The organism is Microbacterium sp. 1S1 (assembly GCF_008271365.1).
Lineage (GTDB): Bacteria > Actinomycetota > Actinomycetes > Actinomycetales > Microbacteriaceae > Microbacterium.
In genome coordinates, this window is the sequence record NZ_CP043430.1 from 2,293,629 (window position 1) to 2,311,931 (window position 18,303).

Below are 18,303 nucleotides of genomic sequence, written 5' to 3' on the forward strand. Positions count from 1 at the left end.
TGCCCTGTCTGGGCAGACCGACCCAGACAGGAGAATTGTGGCTGGTAAACCACGCGTACATGAGATCGCCGCTGAACTCGGCGTCGACAGCAAGGTCGCACTTGCGAAGCTCAAGGAGCTCGGCGAGTTCGTGAAGAGCCCGTCCTCGACGGTCGAGCCGCCGGTGGCGCGCAAGCTGCGCGCCGCGATCGAGGCCGACCCGTCGCTCAAGGCTGCCGCCGAGCCTGCCGCGGCGAAGCCCGCGGCCAAGCCGGCGCCGAAGTCCTCGGCGCCTACCCCCGGCCCGAAGCCCGGGCCCAAGCCGGGCCCCGCGGCTCCGGCAGCACCGGCACCGGCACCGGCGCCCGCGCCTGCGGCGCAGAAGGCTCCGAGCCCGTCGGCGCCCGCGAAGCCGTCGGCTCCGGCCCCGGCTGCGCCGTCCTCCGGTGACGGCAACGCGCCGAAGCCCGGCGCGCCTCGCCCCGGCAACAACCCGTTCTCGTCCGCTCAGGGCATGGGCCAGCGTCCCGCGGGTCCCCGTCCCGGCAACAATCCCTTCGCTTCGGCGCAGGGGATGGGCCAGCGGCCGACCCCCGGCAACATCCCGCGCCCGCAGGCGCCCCGTCCCGGTGCTCCGCGCCCTGGCGCCCCGCGTCCCGGCTCGCCGCGACCCGGCGCCCCTCGCGGTGGCCAGGGCGGTCGTCCCGGTGCTCCGTTCCAGCAGCGTACGGGCGGCCCCGGTCGTCCCGGCGGCGGTGGCGGTCCCGGTGCGGGTCCCCGTCCCGGTGGCGGCTTCGCCGGTCGCCCTGGTGGTGGCGGTCGTGGCCGCGGCCCCGGTGGCGGTACCGCCGGTGCCTTCGGTAAGGGCGGCGGCAAGAGCAAGCAGCGCAAGTCGCGGCGGGCGAAGCGGCAAGAGTTCGAGATGCGGAGCGCCCCGGTCGTCGGCGGCGTCAACGTCACGCGCGGCAACGGCGAGACGATCCGCATGCGTCGCGGTGCGTCCATCGCGGACTTCGCCGACAAGATCGAGGCACTGACCGGCTACACCGTGCAGCCGGGCACGCTCGTCACGATCCTCTTCAACCTCGGCGAGATGGCTACGGCCACCGAGTCGCTGGACGAGGCCACCTTCGAGGTCCTCGGTGAGGAGCTGGGCTACAAGGTCCAGATGGTCTCGCCCGAGGACGAGGACAAGGAGCTCCTCGAGGGCTTCGGTCTCGACCTCGAGAAGGAGCTGGAGGAGGAGAGCGAGGACGACCTCGAGATCCGTCCGCCGGTCGTCACCGTCATGGGTCACGTCGACCACGGTAAGACGCGCCTCCTCGACGCGATCCGTCAGACCAACGTCATCGAGGGTGAGGCCGGTGGCATCACCCAGCACATCGGTGCCTACCAGGTCTGGACCGAGCACGAGGGGATCGAGCGGGCGATCACGTTCATCGACACCCCCGGTCACGAGGCGTTCACCGCCATGCGTGCCCGTGGTGCGCAGGTCACCGACCTCGCGATTCTCGTGGTCGCGGCCGATGACGGCATCATGCCGCAGACGGTGGAGGCGCTGAACCACGCCCAGGCGGCGAACGTGCCGATCGTGGTCGCGGTGAACAAGGTCGACAAGCCCGAGGCCAACCCGGCCAAGGTGCGTCAGCAGCTCACCGAGTACGGTCTGGTGGCCGAGGAGTACGGCGGCGACGTCATGTTCGTCGATGTCTCCGCCCGCGCCAACACCGGCATCCAGGAGCTCCTGGACGCCGTGCTGCTGACGGCGGACGCCGGCCTCGACCTCACCGCCAACCCGAACAAGGCCGCGCGTGGTGTCGCCATCGAGGCGAAGCTCGACAAGGGCCGCGGTTCGGTCGCGACCGTGCTGATCCAGTCCGGAACGCTGCGGGTCGGTGACGCGATCGTGGCGGGCACCGCGTACGGCCGCGTCCGCGCGATGATCGACGAGAACGGTGAGGTCGTCGAGGCGGCCGCTCCGTCCCGGCCGGTCCAGGTGCAGGGTCTGAACTCCGTGCCGCGTGCCGGCGACGTCTTCATCGTCACCGAGGAAGACCGCATGGCGCGTCAGATCGCGGAGAAGCGCGAAGCCGTCGAGCGCAACGCTCAGCTGGCGAAGGCCCGCAAGCGCATCTCGCTCGAGGACTTCACCCGTGCTCTCGAAGAGGGCAAGGTCGAGTCGCTCAACCTCATCATCAAGGGTGACGTCTCCGGTGCCGTCGAGGCGCTGGAGGAGTCGCTCCTCAAGATCGAGGTCGACGACTCGGTGCAGCTGCGCATCATCCACCGCGGTGTCGGTGCGATCACCGAGTCCGACGTGAACCTGGCGACGATCGACAACGCGATCATCGTGGGCTTCAATGTCCGCCCCGACACGAAGGCGCGCGAGCGCGCTCAGCGTGAGGGCGTGGACATCCGCTTCTACTCCGTCATCTACAACGCGATCGACGAGATCGAGAGCTCGCTCAAGGGCATGCTCAAGCCGGAGTACGAAGAGGTCCAGTCGGGTGTCGCCGAGATCCGCGAGGTGTTCCGCTCCTCGAAGTTCGGCAACATCGCCGGTGTCATCGTGCGGTCGGGGACGATCACCCGCAACGCCAAGGCCCGTGTCATCCGCGACGGCGTCGTCATCGCCGATGGCCTCGCCATCGAGTCGCTGCGTCGGTTCAAGGACGACGTCACCGAGGTCCGCACGGACTACGAGGCCGGTATCGGTCTCGGCAAGTACAACGACATCCAGGTCGGCGACGAGATCGAGACGACCGAGATGGTGGAGAAGCCGCGCGGCTGATCCGAACGGCTCCGGCGGCTGCCGCCTCTTCCCGTGACAGGGGAGAGGGGCAGCCGCCTCCGCGGTTCGCCGGGACACCGGCGACGCACAGAGGTGGGAGAAGGAACAATGGCTGGAGAACGACAGGCCCGGCTCGCGGATCGCATCCGCGTGATCCTCGCCGAGCGCTTGGAGAAGGGGCTGCGCGACCCGCGCCTCGGCTTCGTGACCATCACCGACGTCCGCGTGAGCGGCGACCTGCAGCACGCGTCCGTGTTCTACACGGTGCTCGGAACGGAGGAGGAGCGTCTCGCGAGCGGCGCGGCACTCACGTCCGCGACCGGCATGCTGCGCAGTGAGGTCGGCCGACAGCTCAGTACTCGACTGGTCCCCACGCTGGAGTTCATCCCGGACGCACTCCCCGAGAACGCCGACCACATCACCGCACTGCTGCGGCAGGCGCAGGAGCGGGATGCCGAGGTCGCGAAGCTCGCCTCTTCCGCGACGCACGCCGGAGATGCCGACCCCTATCGCGCGGACGACGACGAGGACTGATCCGGTCTGATACCCTCGGGTCCGCGGCGGGACGACAACCGGTGGATCCGGGGGGATCGACATTCAGGCGACGAGCACGACCGCGGGGCGATTCGTCGCGCCCGAGGCCGTCGGTCTCGTGCTCGATGAGCTGCTGCGCCGCGACCTCGTGTGCGCCCCGCATGTCGCCGCGCGCCTGGCGGCCGCCGTCGCGGGGGACCCGGCCGCGGTCATCGCGGTGGCCGAACGGCTGACGCCCGACGAGCGTCGGGGATTCCGCCGCTTGCCCTGGCCTCTCCCGGTGCTTCCCCGGCCTGAAGATGCGCTCGACGTCGGCGCGCTGTCGTCGGCGGACCGACGGTTGCTGCTCACCATGACGTTGTCCCTCAGCGACGATCTCACTCCGATTCTCGCGGTCGACGGTCGTACCGCCGCAGATGTCATGTCGGGTGCGACGGGGCGCTTCCTCGCGATCCATGCGGGGCGCATCCGGTTCACGGAGCCGAGGGTGAAGAGCGCCGTCCTCGCCATGGCGACAGCATCGGAGGTCGCGAGCACCCATGCGCGGCTTGCGGACGCCCTCGCCGCGCAGGGCGACCGCGGCGGCGCAGCGTGGCACCGCGCGCGTGCCTGCCCGGTCGCGGATCGAGCCGCGGCCGTGACGCTCACCGTCCTGGCCAGGGACGCGGCGAAGGTGGGCATGCCGGAGCGGTGCCTGCTCTTCGCCGCAGAGGCGGCGGCGCACGCCACCGGGGACATAGCCGAGGAGGCGCGTCTTCTCGCCGGCTGTGCCGCGCTCGCGTGTGGGTTCGCCGCCGAGGCCGCGGCGTGGCTGGGAGGTCTCTTCCCCCACGGGGCGCCGCACCGGCGCGTGCGCGCGCTCGGCCCGCTGCTCGCCGCCCACACAATCGTGCACGGCGTCGTCCCGCCCGTCGATCCTCAGCGCTGCGAACCCGCGTCGTCGGACCCGTCCTCCTGGGCGGACTGGGCGCGGAGCGCGGCTCTGGCCGCCCTCCTGTGCGCGGAGCGCGGCGACCGGAAACGGTCGCGCAGGTGGCTCGCGGCGGTGCGAGAGGCCGCACTCCGCGCGGGCAACGCCGGCCCGCTGCGCGACGCCGTCGCCGAACTGTGTCGCCTCCTCTCCGGAGAGGACGATCCGGACGGTGCGGCAGAGGTCCTTCCGCTGCTCGGCCGGGTGTCGGAGGCGCTCCATGCCGGGACAGCTGGACGCATCGACGAGGGCTTGCGGACCCTCCGCGGAGAGGGTCCGGCGGGGCTCCGGGAGGACGACCCACTCCTCCCGGGGTTCGAGCGCAGTCCGGTCGTGCGGGCGTACGAAGCCGTGACGGAGGTGCTGCTCCTCGTCTGGCGGGGTGACATCGGGCGCGCCAGGAAGCTCCTGCTCCAGGCGGCGGTGGAGGTGCCGATCGGCGTTCCGTTCGCGGGCCTGGGGATCGTGCTGGTACGGCGCCTCGACCTCGCCGTCCTCGGAGCGCTCGGGCCCTTCGCCCGTGCGCTCACCGCGGGCCTCCCGCCTGCAGCGGAGCTGGACCTGCTCGTGGATCGCGCGGTCGAGGCGTTCCTGGACGGCTCCTTCGAAGCGGCCGCGGGGGCTATCGGCCTCTGGCGAGACCGTGGCGCGCCGCAGCCGTCATTCGCCGTGCCGGGGCTCGACGACGTAGCCCCGGTGCTCCCGGCCAGCGGCCTCACGGTCCCCCGCGTGCGGCCCGCCGACGCGGACTTCACCCTGGCGCTCCGGACCGCCGTGGCACGAGCGGCCGAGGGCCGGTGGAACACGGACCAGGAGGTGCTGCGGGAGGGAGCGCGGCGGTTGCGGTCGCCGTTCGCACGCGGACGGGTGGAGGCTCTGCTCGGAGTCCAGTCCGCCGTGCACGACGACATCGCCCGCGCGCGGGTGCACTTTCAGCATGCGGAGAGGCTCTTCGAGGCGGCAGGTGCGGCCGCGTGGGCGCGCGCCGTCCGTCGGCGGCTCGACCGGCTGGAGGCGTCCGGGGCCCGAAGGGCGGCCGGGGCGTCGCACTTGCGCGCCTGCCGGAGTTCCTGGTCGCAGCGGCTGACCTCCCGTGAACTGGAGATCGCGATGCTTGCGGTGGATGGGAGGGGGAACCGGGACATCGCGCTCATGCTGTCGGTATCCGTGCGGACCGTCGAGGTGCACCTGGGCCGGGTGTTCGCGAAACTACAGGTCCGCAACCGCGTGGAGCTCACCGTGCTGGCGCACCGCACCGAGCGTCATCTCTGAGCGATGCTCAGCGCGGCAGCGACAGCGCCTCGCCATCGGCCTCCGCGAGGCCGTCCGCGATCAGCGAATCGATCGCGCGATCCCGCTGCCGGAGATCGGGCCAGTCCGGGAGGACGGCCGAGAGCGGTACCGCCGCCGGCGCGGAGTCGCGGAGCAGGCGGAGCACCGCGCCACGCGCCTGGCGGTCGGAGCCCTCGTACGTCGCCTGCCGTCGTCGGGCGTCCCCGGTGTCGGGCCTGCCTGCCGCGAGCCACGCGCAGGTGTCGGCCAGCGGACACCGTTCGCACTGGGGTGCCCTGGCCGTGCAGATCGTCGCGCCGAGCTCCATCGCCGCGGCATTGAGGACCGCCGCCTCGGCGGGATCGACGGGGAGCAGGGCAGCCATCAGGGACAGATCGCGTCGCGACGGTGCAGCGGGCTGGGCCCGGCCTTCTATCGCCCGTGCCAGGACGCGCCGGGTGTTCGTGTCGACGACGGGATGCCTGTCGCCATAGGCGAAGACGGCGACGGCGCGGGCGGTGTAGTCGCCGATCCCGGAGAGGGCGAGCAGGGCATCGACATCGCGCGGGACGACGCCGTCGTGCCGCTCGGTGATCTCCACCGCTGCCCGGTGCAGCCACAGCGCCCGACGCGGATAGCCGAGATTCGCCCATTGCGTCACTGCGTCCGCCGGAGATGCCGCTGCCATCGCACGCGGCGTCGGCCACCGGGTGAGCCAGGCGTCGAGGTGCGGGATCACCCGGGTCACGGGCGTCTGCTGGAGCATGAACTCGCTCACGAGGACGCCCCAGCCTCCGAACGCGGCATGGAAGTCCGGGCGCCGCCAGGGGAGGTCGCGCGCGGCGTCGGCGTACCACGCGGGGAGGCGCGTCATCGTCGCGGGGGACGGTGCGGGCACGGGCATCCCTCCAGCCTAGGCGAGCGGCCATCACGGACGGCCGTCGTCCCCGGCGTCGGTAGGCTGGAGGGATGGTCACCCCTGGCATCCTCCTCGTCGACAAGCCCGGCGGGCTGACCAGTCACGACGTGGTCGCGCGTACCCGGCGGGCCTTCGGCACCCGCAAGGTCGGGCACGCCGGAACGCTGGACCCGATGGCGACCGGCCTGCTCGTCATCGGCATCGAGGGCGCGACCCGACTGCTGACGTACATCGTCGGCGCGGACAAGACCTACGAGGCCACCATCCGGCTCGGAGCGGTCACCACGACCGATGACGCCGAGGGGGAGATCGTTCAGAGCGCCGAGCCCGCCGCCCTCGCCCGGGTGGAGGAGGCGCGGATCGACACCGAGGTCGCGGCCCTGACCGGGCCGATCTCTCAGGTCCCCAGCGCGGTATCGGCGATCAAGGTGGACGGCCGTCGCGCCTACGACCGCGTCCGCGCGGGAGAAGAGGTCGTGCTCGAGCCGCGCGATGTCGTCGTCTCCCGCTTCGACGTCCTCGCCCGCCGCCGCGACGAGCACGCCATCGACCTCGACGTCGTGGTCGACTGCTCGTCCGGCACGTACATCCGCTCCCTCGCTCGCGACCTGGGCACCGCGCTCGGCGTCGGCGGCCACCTGACGGCCCTGCGCCGCACTCGCGTCGGTCCCTTCGACGTTCGCGACGCCGTGCCGATCGACCTGCTCGACACCGCGCCCGTGCTCACCCCTGGCCAGGCCGCCGGCCGCGTCCTCCCCGTCCTCACGGTCACCGCGGAGGAAGCACGCGACCTGCGGCACGGCAAGCGGCTGGTCGGACAGGCGACACGCCTGGATGGCACGCTCGCGGCTGCGATCGAGGCGGACGGCGAGCTGGTGGGCATCGTGGAGAAGCGCGGTGCCGATGTGAAGAGCGCCATGAACATGCCGGAGGTCTCCCGATGATCCTGTGGTTCTCGATCGTGCAGATCGTCGTCGCCGTCGCCGCCGGGCTGTTCTGCCTCGGAGCGGGGCTGGCCGGCCGGCGGCCCAGCGACTACTCCGTGGGCGCTCTGGCGCTGGTCGAGGTTCTGCTCATCGTGCAGATCGTCGTCGCCATCGTCGCGCCGCTCGTCGGCAATCCGCCCACGGGTGATCTGTTGGAGTTCTGGGTCTACCTCGTCTCGGCCGCCCTGCTTCCTGTCGGGGCCGTGCTCTGGGCACTGATGGAGCGCAGCCGGTGGAGCACGGTGGTGCTCGGTGTGGCGGCGCTCGCGATCGCGATCATGCTGTGGCGGATGCAGGTCATCTGGACGATCCAGGTGGCGTGAGGCCGGAGGCGGGACGGACGCCGGGCGGCCCGCCCGGCTCTAGGATGGAATGCGCTATGAGCTCCACCGCCCCCACCACTCGGATGACCGGAATCGGTCGCGTCCTCGTCATCGTCTACGCCGTGATGGCGCTGGCGGCCACGGGGCGCAGCTTCGTGCAGATCGTCCGCCGGTTCGACGAGGCTCCGCTGGCCTACACCCTGTCGGCACTGGCCGCCGTCGTGTACGTGTTGGCGACGCTCGCGCTGATCTTCGCCCGGCGCCGTGGGTGGTACACGGTCGCGTGGGTGGCGATCGTCTTCGAGCTCACCGGCGTGCTGGTCGTCGGCGTCCTCAGCATCGTCCTTCCTGAGCTCTTCCAGCATGAGACCGTCTGGTCCCTGTTCGGGCGCGGGTACCTCTTCATCCCGCTCGTCCTCCCCGTCTTCGGGATCTGGTGGCTGCGCACGCACCGACCCGTCGACGCCGCGCGTCCGGTCGAGGTCGCGGCGTGATCGTCTTCCGCAGCCCCGACGAGGTGCCGGAGGGGTACGGCCCCAGTGCCGTCGCGATCGGCAAGTTCGACGGCGTGCACGTGGGGCATCGGGCTGTCATCCGGCGCCTGAATGAGGCGGCCGCTGCCTCGGGGACGCGTGCGGTCGCGGTCACGTTCGATCGCAATCCTCTAGCGGTGATCCGGCCCGATCGATGCCCGGAGAACGTCGTGACCGTCGATCGCAAGCTCGAGCTGCTGGGGGAGCTCGGACTGGATGCGACGCTCGTCCTCACCTTCGACGAGGAGCTGGCCGCCCGCGACGCGGAGGATTTCGTCGTCGACATCCTCGTGGGTGCGCTACAGGTGTCCACGGTGTTCGTCGGAGCCGACTTCCGATTCGGGCACCGCGGGGCAGGGACGCCCGACCTGCTGCGCGAGCTCGGGCCCCGCTACGGATTCACGGTCGAGATCGTCGACGACGTCTACCTCCCGGGGTCGGGGCGGCGGGTGTCATCGAGCTGGATCCGCGAGCTCCTCATGGCCGGTGACGTGACGGAGGCCGCACGTGCCCTGGGGCGGAACCCCGATGTGCGCGGTGTTGTCGTCCACGGCCTCAAGCGCGGACGCGAACTCGGCTTCCCGACCGCCAACCTGTCGACCATCGTGGACGCGTTCGTGCCCGCGGACGGCGTGTACGCGGGATGGCTCGTCGACCACGACACCGGAATCCGGCATCCGTCGGCGATCTCGGTCGGCACGAACCCGACGTTCGACGACGTACTCGTGCGGCAGGTCGAGGCGCACGTGCTGGGGGAGACCGGTCTCGACCTCTACGGGCACGACGTCACCGTCGAGTTCGTGGAGCGGCTGCGCGGGATGGTGGCGTTCGAGGGCATCGAGAAGCTCATGGCGCAGATGTCCGCCGACGTCGCGCAGGCCGCGGCCATCCTCGACGCGTCGGCGTAACCCGTCGGGGCTTCCGCCGTGTTTCCGCGGCGCGTCCGCCGCATGGCATAGAATGGGAGGAGGCTCCCGCCGGTCCCGCACGTGTCGCGTGCTCCGGGGGGAACACCGATCCACAGTCCGCACGGTCCTGGCTCACGCCACACGCGGATGACGAGAACGGCTCGCGGCTCCCTGGGGGTGCCGGAGCCCTTCAGGCTCAGGAGGAGCATGCCGACCACGGCAACCGCCGCCCCGCGGCGCAAGAAGACGTCCCGTCGTGACGACGAGGCACCCCTCATCCCGATTCTCGCGCGCAAGGTGCGCGAGATCGAGGCGAAGTCCCAGCGCGGCAAGCTGGGGCCCACCAACCGCACGAAGTTCCAGGTGATCGCCTTCCTGGTGCGCGAGGAGCGCGCGAGAGTGAAGGCCGACACCGAGATCACGGACGCCGCGCGCGCCGAGCTGCTCAAGCGACTCGACGGCGTCGCGACGATCCTCGCGAAGACGGCGGCGCGCGACACCTCGCTCATCCAGCTGCTCGAGGCCGACCAGGCCACGTCGCCGGTCGCCAAGCGGATGCGCCGCGACTGGTTGCTCGAGTCCGGCGCGGAGCTCCCCCCGGAGGAGCTCATCATCGCCGACCCCGCGCCCGTGCAGGTGTCGGTGGTGCCCGCGGCGATCGCCGAGCGGCAGGTCACACCGCCGTCTGTCGAGGCGCGTCAACTCGCGAATCCGTTCCTCGCGCCCGACCTGACCCCGCGTCCGGCCAGTACTCCCCGCCGCCGGCTCGACGGCTGGGAGCTCATGGGGCCGCTGTACAAGGCGTTCGAGACCGGCGCCGGCGGTGCCGCGGCATCCATGGAGCTTCCGCCGGCCCCGGAGTTCGATCACATCTCGCCCAAGGGCCGCGAGGTCATGGTGCACCAGTCGCGCTTCCTCGAGGCCGTGCGTGCCGGGCACCGCAGCTTCCTGCTCGCCGACGAGCCGGGCCTCGGCAAGACGGCGCAGTCAGTGCTCGCAGCCTCCGTCGCCGGCGCCTACCCGCTGTTGGTCGTCGTGCCCAACGTCGTCAAGATGAACTGGGCGCGTGAGGTCGAGCGGTGGACGCCGCAGCGCCGTGCCACGGTCATCCAGGGCGACGGCGACGACATCGACGCTTTCGCCGACGTGTTCATCGTCAACTACGAGATCCTCGACAGGCACATGTCCTGGCTCGCGTCGATCGGCCTGCGCGGCATGGTCGTCGATGAGGCCCACTTCATCAAGAACCTCTCCTCGCAGCGATCGCAGAACGTGCTCTCGCTCGCGGCGCAGGTGCGCGAGCGCACGCCCGGGCACGATCCGCTCATGCTCGCCCTCACCGGCACCCCGCTCATCAACGACGTCGAGGACTTCGACGCGATCTGGCGTTTCCTCGGGTGGACGAACGGCGAGAAGCCCGGTCCCGAGCTCATGGAGAAGCTCGACGCGACGGGGCTGACGCCCGCGGACAAGGCCTTCTATCCGGAGGCCCGCGACGCGGTGATCTCGATGGGCATCGTGCGACGCAAGAAGAAGGACGTCGCCGCCGACCTGCCCGACAAGCTGGTCGCCGACCTGCCCGTGCAGCTCGACGACGAGTTCGGCCGCAGCATCCGCCAGGCCGAGCGCGAGCTGGGGGCGCGGCTGGCCGCCCGTTATCGACGCATCATCGAGGCCCGCGGCGACCGCGGTCTCGCGCCCGGGGAGATCGACGACGACATCGTCCGGCTCGTGGCGCAGAACGAGCTCGAGGAGTCGAAGGCCGCCGGCACCGGAGGAGACAACGTCTTCACGATGGTGCGTCGCATCGGCCAGGCGAAGGCCCTGCTCGCGGCGGACTACGCCGCGCAGCTGCAGCGGTCCGTGGGCAAGGTCGTGTTCTTCGCGAAGCACATCGACGTCATGGATCAGGCCGAGGCGCACTTCGCCGCTGCGGGCATCCGCGCGGTGTCGATCCGCGGCGACCAGACGAACACGGCCAGGCAGCAGGCCATCGACGCCTTCAACGGCGACCCCGAGGTCGGCATCGCGGTGTGCTCCCTCACGGCGGCCGGCGTCGGTCTGAACCTGCAGGCGGCGTCGAACGTCGTCCTCGCGGAACTGTCGTGGACGGCGGCCGAGCAGACGCAGGCCATCGACCGAGTGCACCGCATCGGCCAGGACGAGCCCGTCACCGCGTGGCGCATCATCGCCGCGCACACGATCGACACGAAGATCGCGGAGCTCATCGACCAGAAGCAGGGCCTCGCGGCCCGCGCCCTGGACGGCGAGGCGACGGAGGAGACTGCGAGCGAGTCGGTGCAGCTGGCCGCGCTCACGCACCTTCTGCGCGAGGCGCTCGGCGGGCGCTGAGCCCGTCAAGAATCGAGGTTCTTAACCGCGATTCTGCGCGAGGATCCTGCTTCCGTGCCAAGGTCGCCCGGGTGACCCAGTGAAGCCGTCAAGATTTCCCGTTTTCGACGTGCTCGAATCGCCACGCGAGGGGCCGGGGCGCTAGTGTCGATCGCAGGCACTGTCGCCTCACTCCCCATCCCTCGACCTCCGAAGGCAGCAGCATGAAAATCGGCATCCTGACGAGCGGCGGCGACTGCCCCGGACTCAATGCGGTCATCCGCGGCATCGTGCTCAAGGGCACCACGACCTACGACCTGGAGTTCGTCGGCATCCGCGACGGTTGGCGCGGCGTCGTCGAGGGCGATTTCATGCCGCTGACCCGGCATGAGGTGAAGGGCCTGTCCAAGGTGGGCGGCACCATCCTCGGCACCAGCCGGACCAACCCGTACGAGGGAGAGCGCGGGGGAGCCGACAACATCGCGAAGACCCTGTACGGACACAAGATCGACGGCATCGTCGCGATCGGTGGCGAAGGCACCCTCGCTGCGGCCGATCGTCTTTCGAAGGACGGCATCAAGGTTCTGGGCGTCCCGAAGACGATCGACAACGACCTCCGTGCCACCGACTACTCCTTCGGCTTCGACACCGCGGTCAACATCGCCACGGACGCGATGGACCGCCTCCGCACGACCGGCGACTCCCACCAGCGCTGCATGGTCGCGGAGGTCATGGGGCGGCACGTCGGCTGGATCGCCCTGCACGCGGGCATGGCCGCCGGAGCTCACGTGATCTGCATCCCCGAGGTGCCGATGTCGCTCGACGAGATCACCGCGCTCGTCACTAGCGCCCACGACCGCGGTCGTGCGCCCCTCGTCGTCGTCTCCGAGGGCTTCAAGCTCGCCGGCATGGACGAGGCGTACAGCGACAAGGGTCTCGATGCGTTCAACCGCCCGCGGCTCGGCGGCATCGGCGACCTGCTCGCCCCCGAGATCGAGCGGATCACGGGGATCGAGACCCGTGCCACGATCCTCGGCCACATCCAGCGCGGCGGCTCGCCGTCGGCGTTCGACCGCGTCCTCGCGACCCGGCTCGGTCTGCACGCCGCGGACGCGATCGTCGACGGTGCGTGGGGACAGATGGTCGCGATGCAGGGCACGGACATCGTTCGCGTCCCGTTCGCGGATGCCCTGGGCGAGCTCAACACGGTGCCCCGTTACCGGTATGACGAGGCGGCCGCCCTCTTCGGCTGACCACTCGTCCCGGTTCAGGCTTCCGCGGTCTTCGGCTGACCGATCGCCCCGGCTCAGGCTTCCGCGCGAGAACAGGCTCCCCACCATGTCCTTGCCTGATCTCGCGTGAGGGCCTGAGTCCGCGTCCTGCCTGATCTCGCGCGCCTCCCGCCGCGTCAGGCACTCTCGCGGCATCAGGCCCTTCCGCTGCGGCGGGGCCTGATCTCGCGCATTCGCCTGAGTGTGCCCTACTGTCTGATCCCTCGGTGACTGCTTGGATCTCGCGTGGGGGCATGAGCCCTGATGGCCGCCCGCTGGCGAGTGCCCTGCGCCGCATCAGGCACTGACACAAGAGCAGGCGAGCGCGTCAGCTCCGTGGCTGTGCCCGCGGGAGCGCCTGTTGTCGCGCGGTGCGTCAGCGATCGCGCGGTTCCCGGCCGGTGCGGCTGGCCCGATGGAGACCGTGCGCGAGCGCCGTGAGGACGGTGTCCTCGATGTGCCTGCCGTCGACCATGACCTGGTGGTAGTCGAAGCGCAGGACGGTGTATCCGCGCAGAGCGAGCCTCGCGTCGGCGGCGAGGTCTCGTCGTCGGTCGCCCGCTGCGCTGTGGTGGCGGAAGCCGTCGATCTGGATGGCGAGACGCTCGCCGATGACACCGTCGAGGGGATGACCGTCTACCCAGACCTGCTGCCGCACCTCGATCCCGATGGCACGCATCCGCTCCACGAAGACGGTCTCGGGCCCGGAGTCCGACCGGCCGCGGACGGTCCGCGCGAGGTGAGTCGCCGCGTCACAGCGCCATCGCACGCGTGCGATGGTGTCCAGTTCGACCGCGCCGAGGCGGATGGCGGACTCCCAGATCATGCGGGCCTCGACCGGCGGTTGGCAACGCGCGACCTGAAACAGGACGTCGAGCGTGGGGTCGACCGTCGCGCGCGCGTGTACGGGCACCGGTCCTCGCGCACAGTGCACGTGCACGCCGTCGCGGTCGAACCGCGAGGCGGTGCGGGGGAGCGCGACGTGTACCTCCGGCGCCCCGACATCCCACCACCCGGCGAGGGCGGCAGCGCTGACACAGGTGACTCGCCCGCCGACCGAAGCGGCGGCCCGGCGCCGTGGATCGACATCCGGGACGAGTAGCCAGGACCGCCGCACGCGCTCGAGCGTCCCCTCCTGCACCGCCCGACGCATCTGGTGTTCCGTGAATCCCGCCTCACGCACCCGTGACGAATGTGCGGATCCTCCCTGCTCTCGAACCCATCGCTCCACCCGTCCGCGTTTCACCCCTCCACGATGAAGGGTCGTGCGGGGACGCCTCACCGCGGTGCCGGGGCATGGGGAAGCACTTCACGACTTTTCGCCGTGTGCAGAAACAGTCACGCGTCGTCGCCACAGGCACTCGCGCGAGCTCAGGCCGTGGGCGCCTCTCGCGCCTGATGTCGCGCTTCAGCCTGATCCCGCGCGGCAGCCTGAGTTGGCGTCACAACCGGGTGCGCAGGCTTACGCATGGGATCAGGCCGAGACGGCACCCGAGTGCCTGATGCCACCCGGGCGCCTGATGCCGCGCGACGGTCAGACGAGGCCGAGCGTGTCGAGAAGCCACGCGAGCTCGAACGCGCGCTCGCGCCAGGAGTTGTATCGTCCGCTCACGCCGCCATGCCCGGCGACCATCTCGCACTTCAGCAGCACGTCCGTGGCCCCGGCCGCACGCAGTCGGGCCACCCACTTCGCGGGCTCCACGTAGAGCACCCGGGTGTCGTTCAGGGAGGTCACCGCGAGGATCCGCGGATACTCCACCCCGTCCTGCACGTTCTCGTACGGCGTGTACGACTTCATGTAGGCGTACACCTCGGGGTCGTGCAGCGGGTCGCCCCACTCGTCCCATTCGATGACCGTGAGGGGAAGCGACGGATCGAGGATCGTGGTCAGCGCGTCGACGAACGGCACCCCTGCCAGGATTCCGGCGAACAGCTCCGGAGCCAGGTTGGCGACCGCGCCCATGAGCAGACCGCCCGCGCTGCCACCCTCCGCCACGAGCTGGGCCGGGGTCGTGGTGCCCTCATCGACGAGGTGCCGGGCGCAGGCGACGAAGTCCGTGAAGGTGTTCCGCTTGTGCAGGAGCTTGCCCTCCTCGTACCACTGCCGGCCCATCTCGCCGCCTCCGCGCACGTGCGCCACGGCGAAGACGACCCCGCGGTCGAGCTCCGAGAGCCGAGCGACCGAGAAGCCCGGATCGATGGAGTGTTCGTAGGACCCGTATCCGTAGAGGTGGACGGGACGGGCTGCTGTCCCAGGCTCTCCGAACGAGCGCTTCCAGACGAGCGAGATCGGCACGCGCGTGCCGTCCTCCGCGGTGGCCCACTCCCGTCGCTGGCCATAGTCGGCCGGGTCGTAGCCGCCGAGCACTGCCACTTGCTTGCGCAGCACCAGCTCGCGGGTCGCGAGATCGAGGTCGTACACCGTGCCGGGTGTGACGAAGGACGTGTAGCCGAGGCGCAGGAAGGGGGAGTGCCACTCCGGGTTGCCGCTGACGCCCGCGGAGTAGAGGGGCTCGTCGAACCCCAGCTCCTCCACCGCGTCCGTGGCATAGTCGAGCAGACCCACCCGTTCGAGACCTTCGCGGCGATACTCCACCGTGGCGAAGTCGCGGAAGGCGTCGACGCCGAGCAGCCGTCGACCCGGCTCGTGCGCCACGACGACGTGTCGCTCGCCCTGCGGGTCGTCGGCGGGAACCGAGACGAGCTCGAAGTCCAGGGCGTCGTCGTTGTGCAGGATGAGAAGGCGGTCCTCGCCGTTGACCACCGCGTGCTCGACCGAGTACTCGACCCCGTCGCGCCGCGGCCACACCGGACGCGGCTCGGCGGTGATGTCGCCTGTCAGGTCGACCAGGTACTCCTCGCTCGTGATGCTGGAGCCCACGCCGATCACGAGGTAGCGGCGGCTCCGAGTGATCCCGGCGCCGAGCCAGAACTTCTCGTCGGGCTCGTGGAACAGCTGGACGTCGTCCGACACCGCGGTCCCGATGCGGTGCAGCCACAGCGTGTCCGGGCGCCAGGCCTCGTCCCGCGTCGTGTAGAGGATGCCGGTGCCGTCCGGGGTGAAGAACGCGCCGCCCGTGTTCGGGATCTCATCGGCGAGGGTGACGCCGGACTCGAGGTCCCGCACGCGGACGGTGTAGAGCTCGTCGCCCTCGAAGTCCGTCGACCACAGCAGCTTCGTGGCGTCATCGGAGGTGTCGAACGCCCCGAGGGAGAAGAACTCGTGCCCCTCCGCCTCGATGTTGCCGTCCAGCAGCACCACCTCGCCGGGCACGGGCACCCCCGGCTCGAGACGCGGGGGTGTCCAGTCGCCTTCGACGGCGGCGGCGCGACAGTGGATGCCGTACTGGGCACCCTCTTCGGTGCGGCTGTAGTACCACCAGTCTCCGCGCCGGGTCGGCACGGAGAGGTCGGTCTCCTGCACCCGTGCCTTGATCTCCTGGAACAGCGTCTCCCGCAGCTCGGCGAGGTGCGCGGTCTCCGCGTCGGTGTGCGCGTTCTCGGCCTCGAGGTGCGCGATGACCTCGGGGGAGTCCTTGGCGCGCAGCCACTCGTACGGATCGTCGACCGTGTCGCCGTGGTGCGTACGGGCGGTGGAGCGGCGGGCAGCGATCGGAGCGTCAGTCACCGTCCCACGCTATCCCAGGTCGAGTTGACCGGCACGGGGGACGGTGGCAGGATTTACCGGGGCCGGTAAACGGAAGTCAAACCCACGGTGAACTCTTCGTTCGTCACGTCGATCCCGTCGACATCTCCCTCTTCCTCAAGACCGAAAGCGAACGGTGGAAACCGCAGCCCTCATCGTCGTGCTCGTCATCGCGCTGGCACTCTTCTTCGACTTCACGAACGGGTTTCACGACACCGCGAACGCGATGGCCACGCCCATCGCGACCGGGGCGCTGAAGCCCAAGACCGCCGTCCTCCTGGCCGCTCTCCTGAATCTCGTCGGCGCTTTCCTGTCGACCGAGGTCTCCAAGACGATCTCCGGCGGCATCATCCGGGAGGATGCGATCATCGCCGCGGGGGCCGAGCTGTTCCTCGCGTTGATCTTCGCCGGACTCATCGGCGCCATCACCTGGAACATGCTGACCTGGCTGCTCGGCCTGCCGTCGAGCTCCTCCCACGCTCTGTTCGGCGGCCTGATCGGTGCGACCCTGGTCGGTGCCGGCCTCGGCGGCATCGACTTCGGTGCCGTGCTGTCGAAGATCGTCCTCCCGGCCCTCATCGCCCCGATCACCGCCGGCATCATCGCCTTCGTCGCGACGAAGATCGCCTATTCGGTCACACGGCGCTACGACGGCAAGCCGGACGGACGCGACGGCTTCCGCTGGGGTCAGATCTTCACGTCGTCCCTCGTCGCGCTCGCGCACGGCACGAACGACGCACAGAAGACGATGGGTGTCATCACGCTCGCGATGATCACGATCGGCTGGCAGTCGGGTGCGCACCACGAGCCCGAGTTGTGGGTCATCGTCGCCTGTGCGTTCACGATCGCTCTCGGCACGTACCTCGGCGGCTGGCGCATCATCCGCACCCTGGGCAAGGGGCTGACCGACGTGAAGCCGGCGCAGGGCTTCTCCGCGGAGAGCTCGACGGCGGCGACGATCCTCGCGTCCAGCGCTCTCGGCTTCGCCCTCTCCACCACCCAGGTCGCCTCGGGATCCGTCATCGGCTCGGGACTCGGGCGCCGCGGTTCGACGGTCCGCTGGCGGACCGCCGGTCGCATCGGCGTCGGCTGGTTGCTGACCCTCCCGGCAGCGGGCGGCGTCGGGGCGCTCGCGGCGCTGCTCGTCGTCTGGCTCGGCACCTGGGGTGTGGCGATCGACGCCATCCTCGCGGTGGCGATCATCCTCGGGCTGTACATGCGTTCCCGGCACAACGCCGTGACCCCGGCGAACGCCATGAGCGATGTCGCCGAGTCCCACCTCGCGGTCGAGGTCCCCGACACCCCGCCGCCCACGCGCCGGCAGCAGCGCATCGCTCAGGCCAAGGCCGAGGCGAAGGCGCGCGCCGAAGCCAAGGACAAGGCGAAGGCCGAGGCCAAGGCCAAGGCGAAGAAGAAGGCAGCGGCGAAGGCGGATGCGAAGGCCGCCAAGGCGGGTGTCGCGCCGGAACAGGCCAACGCCCCGCGGAACGGGGACTCGGCATGAACGTCGCGATCGACTGGCTCGCGTTCCTGCAGGTGTTCGCCGCCGCCCTCATCGGTGCGGCCGCCATCGTGACCTTCTACGCCCTCGGCCTCCGGCTGCTGGTGCGCAGCGGGCGCGCGCCCGTCGTGAGCCCGGCCGAGTTCACTGACGCGATCACCGTGATCTCCGAGAAGGAACTCAAGCGAGCAGCCAAGCAGGCCGCCAAGGCGGCCAAGAAGAGTCCGCTCACCGAGGGGCAGAAGACGCTTGCCCTGCTGGGTGCCTACGCGTGCTTCGTGCTCTGCGGCGCCGCGGTCATCGCCGGCATCCTCCTCATCGTCCTCGGGCACTGACCCG

Annotated in this window: 14 protein-coding genes; 11 read left to right on the top strand and 3 right to left on the bottom strand. The window is 70.5% G+C overall.

What is annotated here, in order from left to right:
• The first annotated feature begins 37 nt into the window (after positions 1-37).
• The 3 genes from infB to FY549_RS11060 all read left to right on the top strand — a co-directional run bounded on the left by infB (position 38) and on the right by FY549_RS11060 (position 5,546).
• Positions 38-2,770: a translation initiation factor IF-2 gene (infB, locus tag FY549_RS11050; protein WP_149085057.1), complete on the top strand. Its 2,733-nt coding sequence runs from the start codon at positions 38-40 to the stop codon at positions 2,768-2,770.
• 108 nt (positions 2,771-2,878) lie between these two features.
• A complete protein-coding gene (gene rbfA / locus FY549_RS11055; RefSeq protein ID WP_149085058.1) occupies positions 2,879-3,304 on the top strand; it encodes a 30S ribosome-binding factor RbfA in 426 nt (141 codons plus the stop codon).
• Between the two features lie 118 nt (positions 3,305-3,422).
• Entirely contained in the window at positions 3,423-5,546 is a 2,124-nt protein-coding gene (locus tag FY549_RS11060; RefSeq protein WP_149085059.1) for a helix-turn-helix domain-containing protein, read from the top strand.
• Positions 5,547-5,553: 7 nt separating this feature from the next.
• Here FY549_RS11060 and FY549_RS11065 read toward each other — a convergent pair whose 3' ends face one another.
• Positions 5,554-6,450 carry an A/G-specific adenine glycosylase gene (locus FY549_RS11065; protein ID WP_374114482.1) on the bottom strand — a complete coding sequence of 299 codons (897 nt, stop codon included), beginning with the start codon at positions 6,448-6,450 and terminating at the stop codon, positions 5,554-5,556.
• A 65-nt stretch (positions 6,451-6,515) separates the two neighbouring features.
• Between FY549_RS11065 and truB the strand changes: the two genes are divergently transcribed.
• The 6 genes from truB to FY549_RS11095 all read left to right on the top strand — a co-directional run bounded on the left by truB (position 6,516) and on the right by FY549_RS11095 (position 12,799).
• Positions 6,516-7,409: a tRNA pseudouridine(55) synthase TruB gene (gene truB, locus FY549_RS11070; protein WP_149085060.1), complete on the top strand. Its 894-nt coding sequence runs from the start codon at positions 6,516-6,518 to the stop codon at positions 7,407-7,409.
• On the top strand, positions 7,406-7,774 hold the full coding sequence (locus FY549_RS11075) for a hypothetical protein (protein WP_149085061.1): 369 nt from the start codon (positions 7,406-7,408) through the stop codon (positions 7,772-7,774). Before truB ends, FY549_RS11075 begins: the two co-directional genes overlap by 4 nt.
• A gap of 56 nt (positions 7,775-7,830) precedes the next feature.
• Positions 7,831-8,268 (top strand): hypothetical protein, encoded by a 438-nt coding sequence (locus FY549_RS11080; protein ID WP_200838551.1) that lies wholly within the window; start codon positions 7,831-7,833, stop codon positions 8,266-8,268.
• Positions 8,265-9,215, top strand: coding sequence for a bifunctional riboflavin kinase/FAD synthetase (locus FY549_RS11085; protein ID WP_149085063.1), 951 nt, complete (start codon positions 8,265-8,267; stop codon positions 9,213-9,215). The genes FY549_RS11080 and FY549_RS11085 overlap by 4 nt, the downstream gene beginning before the upstream one ends.
• Positions 9,216-9,422: 207 nt before the next feature.
• Entirely contained in the window at positions 9,423-11,567 is a 2,145-nt protein-coding gene (locus FY549_RS11090; protein ID WP_149085064.1) for a DEAD/DEAH box helicase, read from the top strand.
• Positions 11,568-11,770: 203 nt separating this feature from the next.
• Positions 11,771-12,799 carry a 6-phosphofructokinase gene (locus FY549_RS11095; RefSeq protein WP_149085065.1) on the top strand — a complete coding sequence of 343 codons (1,029 nt, stop codon included), beginning with the start codon at positions 11,771-11,773 and terminating at the stop codon, positions 12,797-12,799.
• A gap of 394 nt (positions 12,800-13,193) precedes the next feature.
• On the opposite strand, the gene FY549_RS11100 is transcribed toward FY549_RS11095, so the two are convergent.
• Positions 13,194-13,970, bottom strand: a complete 777-nt coding sequence (locus FY549_RS11100; protein ID WP_149085066.1) for a DUF559 domain-containing protein — start codon at positions 13,968-13,970, stop codon at positions 13,194-13,196.
• 381 nt (positions 13,971-14,351) lie between these two features.
• The gene (locus FY549_RS11105; protein WP_149085067.1) at positions 14,352-16,445 is read right to left on the bottom strand and encodes a S9 family peptidase; all 2,094 of its coding nucleotides are present in this window, start codon (positions 16,443-16,445) and stop codon (positions 14,352-14,354) included.
• A 154-nt stretch (positions 16,446-16,599) separates the two neighbouring features.
• Here FY549_RS11105 and FY549_RS11110 point away from each other — a divergent pair, with 154 nt between their 5' ends.
• Both FY549_RS11110 and FY549_RS11115 read left to right on the top strand, forming a co-directional pair.
• A complete protein-coding gene (locus tag FY549_RS11110; protein WP_149085068.1) occupies positions 16,600-17,967 on the top strand; it encodes an inorganic phosphate transporter in 1,368 nt (455 codons plus the stop codon).
• Positions 17,964-18,299, top strand: coding sequence for a peptidase (locus FY549_RS11115; RefSeq protein ID WP_149085069.1), 336 nt, complete (start codon positions 17,964-17,966; stop codon positions 18,297-18,299). Before FY549_RS11110 ends, FY549_RS11115 begins: the two co-directional genes overlap by 4 nt.
• The last annotated feature ends 4 nt before the right edge of the window (positions 18,300-18,303 follow it).

Bases quoted from the DNA above. Each gene is read 5' to 3' on its own strand.
- FY549_RS11080 (WP_200838551.1), top strand. From the start codon at position 7,831: ATGAGCTCCACCGCCCCCACCACTCGGATGACCGGAATCGGTCGCGTC.
- FY549_RS11100 (WP_149085066.1), bottom strand. From the start codon at position 13,970: ATGCGTCGGGCGGTGCAGGAGGGGACGCTCGAGCGCGTGCGGCGGTCC.
- FY549_RS11115 (WP_149085069.1), top strand. From the start codon at position 17,964: ATGAACGTCGCGATCGACTGGCTCGCGTTCCTGCAGGTGTTCGCCGCC.
- rbfA (WP_149085058.1), top strand. From the start codon at position 2,879: ATGGCTGGAGAACGACAGGCCCGGCTCGCGGATCGCATCCGCGTGATC.
- truB (WP_149085060.1), top strand. From the start codon at position 6,516: ATGGTCACCCCTGGCATCCTCCTCGTCGACAAGCCCGGCGGGCTGACC.
- FY549_RS11065 (WP_374114482.1), bottom strand. From the start codon at position 6,450: ATGCCCGTGCCCGCACCGTCCCCCGCGACGATGACGCGCCTCCCCGCG.
- FY549_RS11090 (WP_149085064.1), top strand. From the start codon at position 9,423: ATGCCGACCACGGCAACCGCCGCCCCGCGGCGCAAGAAGACGTCCCGT.
- FY549_RS11075 (WP_149085061.1), top strand. From the start codon at position 7,406: ATGATCCTGTGGTTCTCGATCGTGCAGATCGTCGTCGCCGTCGCCGCC.
- FY549_RS11095 (WP_149085065.1), top strand. From the start codon at position 11,771: ATGAAAATCGGCATCCTGACGAGCGGCGGCGACTGCCCCGGACTCAAT.